Annotated in this window: 11 protein-coding genes; 7 read left to right on the forward strand and 4 right to left on the reverse strand. The window is 70.3% G+C overall.

All coding sequences use genetic code 11. The annotated features are described in order from the left end of the window. Positions 1–79 precede the first annotated feature (79 nt). Positions 80–1,576, reverse strand: coding sequence for an oligopeptide:H+ symporter (locus FNH09_RS40690; RefSeq protein WP_152894902.1), 1,497 nt, complete (start codon positions 1,574–1,576; stop codon positions 80–82). Positions 1,577–2,135: 559 nt separating this feature from the next. Between FNH09_RS40690 and FNH09_RS40695 the strand changes: the two genes are divergently transcribed. Both FNH09_RS40695 and FNH09_RS40700 read left to right on the forward strand, forming a co-directional pair. Continuing rightward, positions 2,136–2,813 (forward strand): response regulator transcription factor, encoded by a 678-nt coding sequence (locus FNH09_RS40695; protein ID WP_064533465.1) that lies wholly within the window; start codon positions 2,136–2,138, stop codon positions 2,811–2,813. Positions 2,814–2,861: 48 nt separating this feature from the next. Then, positions 2,862–4,136: an ATP-binding protein gene (locus FNH09_RS40700; RefSeq protein WP_152894903.1), complete on the forward strand. Its 1,275-nt coding sequence runs from the start codon at positions 2,862–2,864 to the stop codon at positions 4,134–4,136. A 23-nt stretch (positions 4,137–4,159) separates the two neighbouring features. Here FNH09_RS40700 and FNH09_RS40705 read toward each other — a convergent pair whose 3' ends face one another. Continuing rightward, positions 4,160–4,660 carry a GtrA family protein gene (locus FNH09_RS40705; protein WP_152894904.1) on the reverse strand — a complete coding sequence of 167 codons (501 nt, stop codon included), beginning with the start codon at positions 4,658–4,660 and terminating at the stop codon, positions 4,160–4,162. 197 nt (positions 4,661–4,857) lie between these two features. Here FNH09_RS40705 and FNH09_RS40710 point away from each other — a divergent pair, with 197 nt between their 5' ends. The 3 genes from FNH09_RS40710 to FNH09_RS40720 are packed head-to-tail and all read left to right on the forward strand — an operon-like array spanning position 4,858 to position 7,705. Next, positions 4,858–6,000, forward strand: a complete 1,143-nt coding sequence (locus tag FNH09_RS40710) for a 5-(carboxyamino)imidazole ribonucleotide synthase (protein ID WP_162469835.1) — start codon at positions 4,858–4,860, stop codon at positions 5,998–6,000. Further along, on the forward strand, positions 5,997–6,518 hold the full coding sequence (purE, locus tag FNH09_RS40715) for a 5-(carboxyamino)imidazole ribonucleotide mutase (protein ID WP_152894905.1): 522 nt from the start codon (positions 5,997–5,999) through the stop codon (positions 6,516–6,518). Before FNH09_RS40710 ends, purE begins: the two co-directional genes overlap by 4 nt. A gap of 8 nt (positions 6,519–6,526) precedes the next feature. Further along, positions 6,527–7,705, forward strand: a complete 1,179-nt coding sequence (locus tag FNH09_RS40720) for a dipeptidase (protein WP_152894906.1) — start codon at positions 6,527–6,529, stop codon at positions 7,703–7,705. A 91-nt stretch (positions 7,706–7,796) separates the two neighbouring features. Here the strand turns inward: FNH09_RS40720 and FNH09_RS40725 are convergent, their stop codons facing one another. Continuing rightward, positions 7,797–8,156 (reverse strand): VOC family protein, encoded by a 360-nt coding sequence (locus FNH09_RS40725; protein WP_152894907.1) that lies wholly within the window; start codon positions 8,154–8,156, stop codon positions 7,797–7,799. A gap of 120 nt (positions 8,157–8,276) precedes the next feature. Between FNH09_RS40725 and FNH09_RS40730 the strand changes: the two genes are divergently transcribed. Then, positions 8,277–8,783, forward strand: a complete 507-nt coding sequence (locus FNH09_RS40730) for a CGNR zinc finger domain-containing protein (RefSeq protein ID WP_152894908.1) — start codon at positions 8,277–8,279, stop codon at positions 8,781–8,783. 157 nt (positions 8,784–8,940) lie between these two features. On the opposite strand, the gene FNH09_RS40735 is transcribed toward FNH09_RS40730, so the two are convergent. Continuing rightward, entirely contained in the window at positions 8,941–10,287 is a 1,347-nt protein-coding gene (locus FNH09_RS40735) for a UDP-glucose dehydrogenase family protein (RefSeq protein ID WP_152894909.1), read from the reverse strand. 193 nt (positions 10,288–10,480) lie between these two features. Here FNH09_RS40735 and FNH09_RS40740 point away from each other — a divergent pair. Continuing rightward, on the forward strand, positions 10,481–10,620 hold a 140-nt coding region (locus FNH09_RS40740), incomplete at its 3' end, for an acyl-CoA dehydrogenase family protein (protein WP_162469836.1).

The following is a 10,620-nucleotide window of genomic DNA, read 5'->3' on the forward strand; positions in this document are numbered from 1 at the left end:
CCCCGGTGGGGGTGCGGCGGCCCTCGCGTGGATCAGCCCCGGCCGGACGTCGGTGGACGTCGGCGGCCTCGGGGGGACGTCAGTGGACGTCGCCCATGAGCTCCTTGACCTTCTTGCGGTACATCCACACCGCGACACCGGCGGCCACGGCGAGCACGGCCTGGAAGGCCACGATGCCCGTCTTGTTGAGGTCGACTCCGGCGATGGAGAGCAGACCGGTCGTGGCGTCACCGGCGGTGACGGCCAGGAACCAGACACCCATCATCTGGGAGGCGTACTTCGCGGGCGCCATCTTCGTGGTGACCGACAGACCCACCGGGGAGAGGGTCAGCTCACCGACGGTCTGGACGAAGTAGATCGCCACCAGCCACATCGCGGCCGCCTTGTGACCGCCGTCGGCGATCGCCAGCGGGGCGAGGAACAGGAAGAACGACGCGCCGATCAGGACCAGGCCCATGGCGAACTTCACCGCGGTGCTCGGCTCCTTGCCGCGCCGGGCGAGCGCCAGCCACGCCCAGGCGAAGACCGGGGCCAGCGCCATGATCATGACCGGGTTGACCGACTGGTACCAGGAGACCGGGAAGTCCCAGCCGAAGATGGTGTTCTTCGCCGAGGAGTCGGCGAACAGGGACACCGTGGAGCCGCCCTGGTCGTAGATCATCCAGAACACGGCCGCGGCGACGAAGAACCAGATGTACGCGGACATCTTCGACTGCTCGGTGCGGTCGAGGTCCTTGTCCCGCTTGATGCGGGCGATGACCAAGACCGGGATGATCAGACCGGCGATGGTGATCGGGACCAGCAGCCAGTTCAGCGTGTAGTGGCCGGAGACGACGACGACCGTGTAGAAGACGGCCGCGACGGCCGCCCACAGGGCCGACTTGCGCAGCGTGGCGGACTTCTCGGCGGGGGACAGCGGCGTGGGGACGACGCTCGACTGGGCGTCGAGGTGACGGCTGCCGAGCAGGTACTGGGCGAGACCCAGCGCCATGCCGAGCGCGGCGAGCGCGAAGCCCAGGTGCCAGTTGACGTTCTCACCGACGGTGCCGATGACCAGCGGCGCCGCGAACGCGCCGAGGTTGATGCCGATGTAGAAGAGGGTGAAGCCACCGTCACGGCGCGCGTCGTCCGCGCCCTTGTAGAGGTGGCCGACCATCGTCGAGATGTTGGACTTCAGCAGACCGGAACCGATCGCGACCAGGCCGAGGCCCGCGAAGAAGGTGCCGGACGAGGGCAGGGCCAGGGTGAGGTGACCCAGCATGATGATGACGCCGGCGACGGCGACGGTCTTGCGGGGGCCGAGGACCCGGTCCGCGAACCAGCCGCCGGGGAGGGCGAGCAGGTACACGAGGGACAGGTACACCGAGTAGATGGCCGTGGCGGTGGCCGCGCTCATGTGCAGGCCGCCCGGTGCCACCAGGTACAGCGGGAGCAGGGCCTTCATGCCGTAGTAGGAGAAACGCTCCCACATCTCGGTCATGAAGAGGGTGGCCAGTCCGCGGGGGTGGCCGAAGAAGGTCTTCTCGGAGCCGGGGGTGCCCGGACGGACCGAATCCTTCGTCAGGCTGGACGCCATTGGTCGTTCCTTGCTGCTCGGGACGCGCGCGCTGCTGGAGCGTCGCGGCGCCCGGTGGGGGGCGGCCGGCACCGGCGGTACTGTCACGTCCCCCCACGCCCACAGGGGGTCCGCTCCGGATCACGGAGCGGTGGACGACGACCACCGGGATCCACGCCTCTACGCGCGTCAATGCGCTGAGAGGCCCGGCCACAGGTCATTCCTTCTAGAGGCTGGCGTGGCCAGCCCGCACATGAAAGAGACCTTCAGCGTGGCAACTCGCCAAAGGTCCCCGTTGTGCTAGAGGCGTTGATTCACCATACGTCAGGACAGTGACTGATATGGAAGGACTTGAGACCGGGATCACAGGCGATCATGGAACCAATCGCGTTCATTCGAAGGCCGACGTGCCGATCCAAGGATGACATCTTCTGTTACCTGGTCCGTAACAAGATCGCAGGCGCGTCCGGAGGAGTTCGCGAGGCGGCCGATCCCGCACCATGTCCGGCATGTCCCTCGGTAAGAAACCGCAAGGGCGATCACACCTCGGCGCCCGTCCGAGGCGGACTACCATCACTCCATGACCCGTGTACTGCTCGCCGAGGACGACGCGTCCATCTCGGAGCCGCTGGCCCGCGCACTGCGCCGGGAAGGGTACGAGGTCGAGGTGCGTGAGGACGGCCCCACCGCGCTCGACGCAGGAATGCAGGGCGGCGTCGACCTGGTCGTGCTGGACCTGGGCCTGCCCGGCATGGACGGCCTGGAGGTGGCCCGCCGGCTGCGCGCCGAGGGCCACGCCGTGCCCATCCTCATCCTGACCGCGCGCGCCGACGAGGTGGACACCGTCGTCGGTCTCGACGCGGGCGCCGACGACTACGTCACCAAGCCGTTCCGGCTCGCCGAACTGCTCGCCCGCGTCCGCGCCCTGCTGCGGCGCGGCGCCGCCGAGCCGCAGCAGCCGCCCGCCACCCACGGCGTGCGCATCGACGTCGAGTCGCACCGCGCGTGGATGGGCGACGAGGAACTCCAGCTCACCGCCAAGGAGTTCGACCTGCTGCGGGTGCTGGTCCGGGACGCGGGCCGGGTCGTGACCCGCGACCAGCTGATGCGCGAGGTCTGGGACACCACCTGGTGGTCGTCGACCAAGACCCTCGACATGCACATCTCCTGGCTGCGCAAGAAGCTCGGCGACGACGCGGCCAACCCCCGCTACATCGCGACGGTGCGCGGCGTGGGCTTCCGCTTCGAGAAGAGCTGAGCCCGCGCCCGCCGGGCGACGCGTCCACTGTTTGTTAGGTAAGAGGTCATGCGCCGCCGACTGATCCAGTCCACGCTCGCCGTGGTGCTCGTCGTCATCGCCGTCTTCGGCGTGTCCCTGGTGATCGTCGAGACCCGGACGATCAGCAACAGCGCCCAGGAACGAGTGGACTCCGAGGCGCTGCGGCTGGCCAGCATCGTGGACAGCCGGCTGCTCGGCGAGGAGACCGTCACCGCGGCGATACTGCGCGGCCAGGTCGCGCAGGAACGCTACGCCCGCATCGCCATGCCCGGCCAGCGGCCGATCGAGATCGGCACCCGGCCGGCCGGTGAGGTGATCCGCTCCACCGCCAAGGGCGAGGAGGGTGAGACGGTCACGGTCGAGGAGCCGCGCTCGTCCGTGACCCGGGAGGTCGGCCGCACCCTGCTGATCATCGCGGCGGTGGCGCTGCTGGCCGTGGTGGCCGCGGTCCTCCTCGCGGTCCGCCAGGCCAACCGTCTCGCCTCACCGCTCACCGACCTTGCGGAGACCGCCGAGCGCCTCGGCTCGGGCGACCCGCGTCCCCGGCACAAGCGGTACGGCGTCCCCGAGCTGGACCGGGTCGCGGACGTCCTCGACGCCTCCGCCGAGCGCATCGGCCGGATGCTCACCGCCGAGCGGCGCCTGGCGGCCGACGCCTCCCACCAGCTCCGCACACCGCTGACGGCGCTCTCCATGCGGCTGGAGGAGATCACCCTCACCGACGACCCGGACATCGTGAAGGAGGAGGCGACCATCGCGCTGACGCAGGTGGAGCGCCTGACGGACGTGGTGGAGCGGCTGCTGACCAACGCCCGGGACCCGCGTACCGGCTCGGCGGTCTCCTTCGACCTCGACGAGGTCATCCAGCAGCAGCTGGCCGAGTGGCGTCCGGCGTACCGCAGCGCGGGCCGCGCCATCGTCAGCTCGGGCAAGCGCCATCTGCGGGCCGTGGGCACGCCGGGTGCGGTGGCCCAGGTGCTGGCGGCGCTGATCGAGAACTCGCTCATGCACGGCGGGGGCACGGTCGCCCTGCGCACCCGGGTCACCGGCAACCAGGCGGTCATCGAGGTGACGGACGAGGGGCCGGGCGTCCCGGCCGATCTCGGGGCGCGGATCTTCGAGCGGACGATCAGCGGCCGCAACTCGACGGGCATCGGCCTCGCCGTGGCCCGTGACCTCGCGGAGGCGGACGGCGGTCGGCTGGAGATGCTCCAGGCGCAGCCGCCGGTCTTCGGTCTGTTCCTGTCGCGTACGCCGCTGAAGCGCACGCTCGTTGCGGAGGACGAGCCGACGGTCCGCTAGGCCTGTCCGGAGAGCCTGCCGGGTCAGCTCACCCGCTGGGTCCGTGTCTTCTTCGACTCCGCCTTCAGCAGCGACTCCGCGTCCGCGACGGCCTCCCGCGCGGGCAGCGTCCGGAACACCCACGAGCGGTACGACCAGAACCGGAACAGCGTGGCGACGCCGATGCCGATGAACTTGAAGATGTTGCTCTGGAGCGGGCTGTCCCAGCCGAACCCGTACGTCGCCGCGTACAGCACACCGTTCTCGATCACGAGACCGACCGCGCTGAACAGCAGGAACAGGGTCAGCTCCCGGGTGCGGCCGGAGCGGTCGCGGTCCCGGTACGTGAAGTAGCGGAAGCCCAGGTAGTTGAAGATGATGGCGACGATCGTGGCGATGACACTGGCCCGCACGACGGGCAGATCCGTCGCATGGCGCACCAGGTTGAACACACCCAGATTGACCAGAAGCCCCGCGCCGCCGACGGCGCCGAACTTCGCGACCTCGCGCACGAGTCGTCGCAGCCCCGAGGAACCGTGTTCCATGGCTGTGCGTGCCCCCGTCCGGGTCGGTTTACGTCAACCCAGCCATGCTAACCGGCCCTCTGCGGGCTTTCCTGTGGACGGGCCCACAGGCCGGGAACAGCTTGGAAAGAACCCGGAAAACGCCCGGTATGAGACAGGAAAGCCGTCGGTAAGAGGTGTGGAATCGGCCGTCCGGGCGTGGCCGATACCCTAGGGGCGTGACGTTCCCGGTAGTCGGCATGGTCGGCGGTGGCCAGCTCGCTCGTATGACACACGAGGCAGGCATTCCGCTCGGCATCAGGTTCAAGCTCCTCAGTGACACCCCTCAGGATTCCGCGGCACAGGTCGTGAGCGATGTCGTCATCGGCGACTATCGCGACCTGGACACGCTGCGCGCGTTCGCCCGTGGGTGCGATGTGATCACCTTCGATCACGAACATGTGCCCACCGAGCACCTCAGGGCCCTGGAGGCGGACGGCATCCCCGTCCGTCCGGGCCCCGACGCGCTCGTGCACGCCCAGGACAAGGGCGTGATGCGGGCCAGACTCGACGCGATCGGTGTGCCGTGCCCGCGGCACCGCATCGTCTCCGACCCGCAGGACGTGGCCGCCTTCGCGGCGGAGGGTGGGGGAGGGTTCCCCGTCGTGCTCAAGACCGTCCGCGGCGGGTACGACGGCAAGGGCGTGTGGGTCGTGGACTCCGTGGAGGAGGCCGCCGAACCGTTCCGGGCCGGTGTCCCGGTCCTCGCGGAGGAGAAGGTCGACTTCGTGCGGGAGCTGGCGGCGAACGTCGTGCGCTCCCCGCACGGTCAGGCGGTCGCGTACCCCGTGGTCGAGTCCCGCCAGGTGAACGGGGTCTGCGACACGGTCATCGCTCCCGCGCCCGACCTCGACCCGGCCGTGGGCCTGAAGGCCGAGGAGATGGCGCTGCGCATCGCCAAGGAGCTCGGCGTCGTCGGCCACCTCGCCGTCGAGCTGTTCCAGACCCGGGACGGGCGGATACTCGTCAACGAACTCGCCATGCGCCCGCACAACTCGGGCCACTGGACGCAGGACGGCGCGATCACGTCCCAGTTCGCCAACCACGTCCGGGCCGTCCTCGACCTGCCCCTCGGCGACCCGCGTCCGCGCGCGCCGTGGACGGTCATGGTCAACGTCCTGGGCGGCGACTACCCGGACATGTACGCGGCGTACCTGCACTGCATGGCCCGCGACCCCCGGCTGAAGATCCACATGTACGGCAAGGACGTGAAGCAGGGCCGCAAGGTCGGTCACGTCAACACCTACGGCGACGACCTCGACGACGTGCTGGAGCGCGCCCGTCACGCAGCCGGCTACCTGAGAGGCACGATCACCGAATGAGCCCTGTCGTAGGCATCGTCATGGGGTCGGACTCCGACTGGCCCGTCATGGAGGCCGCCGCCCAGGCCCTCGACGAGTTCGAGATCGGCTACGAGGTCGACGTCGTCTCCGCGCACCGGATGCCGCGCGAGATGATCGCGTACGGCGAGCAGGCCGCCGACCGGGGCATCAAGGTGATCATCGCGGGAGCGGGCGGCGCCGCCCACCTGCCCGGGATGCTGGCCTCGGTCACCCCGCTGCCGGTCATCGGCGTCCCGGTGCCGCTGAAGTACCTCGACGGCATGGACTCCCTGCTGTCGATCGTGCAGATGCCGGCCGGCGTGCCGGTCGCGACCGTCTCCGTGGCCGGCGCCCGCAACGCCGGTCTGCTCGCGGCCCGCATCCTCGCCACCCAGGACGAGGAGCTGCTCACCCGGATGCGCGAGTTCCAGCAGGAGCTGAACGACCAGGCCACCGAGAAGGGCAAGCGGCTGCGCGCCAAGGTCGAGGGCTCGGCCGGCTTCGGCTTCGGGAAGTGAGCGCGCGGATGACGTCCCTCGAAGAAGCCCGCGCGCTGCTCGCCGAGTTCCCGGTCGTGGACGGTCACAACGACCTGCCCTGGGCCCTGCGCGAGCAGGTCCGCTACGACCTGGACGCCCGCGACATCGCCACCCGGCAGAGTGACCACCTGCACACCGACATCCCCCGCCTGCGCGAGGGCGGGGTCGGCGCGCAGTACTGGTCGGTGTACGTCCGTTCGGACCTGCCCGACGCGGTGCCCTCGACGCTGGAACAGATCGACTGCGTACGGCAACTGCTCGACCGCCACCCGGCGGACCTGCGCCGGGCGCTGACGGCGGCCGACCTGGAGAGCGCGCGCGCCGAGGGCCGGATCGCCTCCCTGATGGGGGCGGAGGGCGGCCACTCGATCGCCAACTCCCTCGGCACCCTGCGCGGGCTCTACGACCTCGGTGTGCGCTATCTGACCCTCACCCACAACGACAACGTGGCCTGGGCGGACTCGGCGACCGACAAGCCCGCGGTCGGCGGTCTGTCCGCGTTCGGCCGCGAGGTGGTCCGGGAGATGAACCGCCTGGGCATGCTCGTCGACCTCTCCCATGTGGCGGCGACGACCATGCGCGACGCGCTGGACACCTCGTCCGCGCCGGTGATCTTCTCGCACTCCTCGGCCCGGGCCGTCTGCGACCACCCGCGCAACATCCCGGACGACGTGCTGGAGCGGCTGCCCGCCAACGGCGGCGTCGCGATGGTGACGTTCGTGCCGAAGTTCGTGCTCCAGGCGGCGGTGGACTGGACGGTCGCCGCCGACGCGAACATGCGTGCGCACGGCTTCCACCACCTCGACACCACGGCCGAGGCGATGCGGGTGCACCGGGCCTTCGAGGAGAGCAACCCGCGGCCGGTCGCCACGGTCGCGACGGTCGCCGACCACCTCGACCACATGCGCGAGGTCGCCGGGATCGACCACCTCGGCATCGGCGGCGACTACGACGGCACGGCGTTCACCCCCGACGGCCTGAACGACGTATCCGGCTACCCCAACCTGATCGCCGAACTGCTCGACCGCGGCTGGTCCAGGTCCGACCTGGCCAAGCTGACCTGGCAGAACTCGGTGCGGGTGCTGGGCGCGGCGGAGGACGTGGCCCGCGAGCTGCGGACCACCCGCGCGCCGTCCAACGCGACGATCGAGTCGCTGGACGGCTGACCGGACGAGCCGTCCGGCGGCTGACGGAACGGAGCGGGGCGGCCGACACGGCCGCCCCGCTCCCGCATTTCCGCCGGATCCCGTACCGGTACTAGGCCCGGCACAGACAGAACGGGTGCCCCGCCGGGTCCGCGTAGACCCGGAAGCTGCGCGAGCGGTCCTCGACCTCCAGCGGGCGGGCGCCGAGCCGCAGAACCTCCTGCTCGGCGGTGTCCAGGTCGTCGACGGTCAGGTCCAGATGGAACTGCTGCGAACCGTCGGACGAGGGCCACTTCGGCGGTACGTACCCGGGAGAGGCCTGGAACGCCAGCACCTGGGCGCCGTCGACCTTCACGTCGACCCAGTCCTCCTGCTCCTCCAGGGTGCCGCCCAGCAGCGCGGCGTAGAAACCGGCCAGGGCGCGGGGGTCGGGACAGTCCAGGACGACGGTGTCCAGCTTGGCGAGAGCCATGACTTCCTCCTCGATCGGCGTTACCTGTAGAGACGGTCAACCAGTAACCGTTACCTCATGCTGCCGCACAGGAGGTAACGTCACAAGGGAAATACCGGGAGCCGGAGGTGGCGCGCCGCCATGAGTGAGAGATCGCCCGCACCGGGCGGGCTGGCGCTGATCGAGTCCCTGGTGAACACGCTGGACCTCGGGACCGGCGCCGACGCGCTCGACACGCCCGAGGGCAGGGCGCGCCTCGGACTCTCCCTCGACGATCTGGCGGACGCCCGCGACCTGCGCGAGTCGCTGCGCGCCGCGCTGCTCGCCCACGCCGGCCATCCACCGCATCGCGAGGTGACCGACCTGGGGGCCCTGCTGGCGGCGGCACCGCTGTACGTGGCGATCGACGCCCGGGACGGCTCCGCGCGGCTGATCCCCGGCGCAGGAGCGCCCCTGCGGGCCCGGATCGCGGCCGCCGTGGCGGACTCCCTCGTCGCGGGCACCTGGACCCGGCTGAAGGCCTGCGAGGACGTGACCTGCCACTGGGCGTACTACGACCGCAGCCCGGCCGGCCGGGCCCGGTGGTGCTCGATGTCGGTGTGCGGGGCTCGCGCGAAGATGCGCCGGTACCGGGCCAAGGGCCGCTGAGGGCCGGACCCGGCCGCGGCGTCGCACGCGGCTCCGGGCGGTGACGCACAGGAATTTCTTACGTCACCTGCGGGCCGGGTGCGGCAGAATGCAACAGTGCGCCGGTTCGGCCGACTGAGCCTCGGCCGAACCGGCGTCACCTCGTTCTCCGCCCCGGTCAGGCGGTCGGACGCCCCATCGCCCGGTAGGTCCAGCCGGCCTTCCGCCACAGCTCGGGGTCGAGGGCGTTGCGCCCGTCGAGGATCAGCCGGGCCTTGGCGACCTCGCCGAGCCGCGCCGGGTCCAGCTCCCGGAACTCCCGCCACTCGGTCAGGTGCAGGACGACGTCGGCGCCCCGCACGGCCTCCAGCGCCGAGTCGGCGTAGCCGAGCGTGGGGAAGACCCGCCGGGCGTTCTCCATGCCCTTGGGGTCGTAGACGGTCACCTGGCCGCCCTGGAGGTGTATCTGACCGGCGACGTTCAGCGCGGGTGAGTCCCGGACGTCGTCGGAGTCGGGCTTGAAGGTGGCGCCGAGCACGGCGACCCGCTTGCCCAGGAAGGAACCGCCGCCCAGCGCCTGGCGGGCCAGCTCCACCATCTGCCCGCGCTGGCGCATGTTGATGGAGTCGATCTCGCGCAGGAAGGTCAGCGCCTGGTCGGCGCCGAGCTCACCGGCCCGCGCCATGAAGGCCCGGATGTCCTTGGGCAGGCATCCGCCGCCGAAGCCGATTCCGGCCCGCAGGAACTTCTTGCCGATCCGGTCGTCGTGCCCGATCGCCTCCGCCAGCTTGACCACGTCACCGCCCGCGGCCTCGCACATCTCCGCCATCGCGTTGATGAAGGAGATCTTGGTGGCGAGGAAGGAGTTCGCGGAGGTCTTCACGAGCTCGGCGGTGGGGAAGTCGGTGACGACGAACGGCGAGCCCTCCCCGACGGGGGTGGCGTACACCTCCCGCAGCAGCTTCTCCGCCCGCTCGCTGCGCACACCCACCACGATCCGGTCGGGGTGCAGGGTGTCCTGGACGGCGAAGCCCTCGCGCAGGAACTCCGGGTTCCACGCCAGCTCGGCGTCCGCGCCGGCCGGTGCGAGTTCGGCGATCATGCGGGACAGCCGGTCCGCGGAGCCGACCGGCACGGTGGACTTGCCGACCACGAGGGCGGGCCTGGTCAGGTGTGGCGCGAGGGAGGAGAGGGCAGACTCGACGTACGACATGTCGCAGGCGTACTCGCCGTGCTTCTGCGGCGTGTTCACGCACACGAAGTGGACGTCGCCGAACGCTCCGACCTCCGCCCAGTCCTGGGTGAAGCGCAGCCGCCCGGTGGTGCCCTCGAACCCGGCGACATGGCGGCGCAGCAGTTCTTCGAGCCCCGGCTCGTACATCGGGGTCTCGCCCCGCTCCAGCATCTCGATCTTCTCGCGCACCACGTCGAGCGCGAGCACCTCGAAGCCGAGCTCGGCCATGGCCGCGGCGTGCGTGGCGCCGAGATAACCGGTGCCGATCACGGTGATCCTGAGGGCGGCCATGCAGTGCTCCTGGGGTGTACGGCGTCGATACGCGCTGGGCGGTGCCGCCCGAGCATAGTCGGGGCGTGCCGCGCCTCTTCAACGGGCAGATTTCCTCTTGTCGCCAAGCTCACGTATCTGTCCGGTGGGCAGGCCCCTAAAATTTGAGTTACTTAACGGTAGTTAGCGCAGTTCCCTTGGAGCGTGAGAGACCTTGGCCGGATCGGCTGACTTCGACCTGTACCGCCCGTCCGAGGAGCACGACATGCTCCGTGACGCGATCCGTTCGCTGGCCGAGGCGAAGATAGCCCCGTTCGCGGCCGCGGTGGACGAGGAGGCGCGGTTCCCGCAGGA

Origin of the sequence: Streptomyces adustus, from assembly GCF_009377175.1 — a bacterium.
Taxonomy (GTDB): domain Bacteria; phylum Actinomycetota; class Actinomycetes; order Streptomycetales; family Streptomycetaceae; genus Streptomyces; species Streptomyces adustus.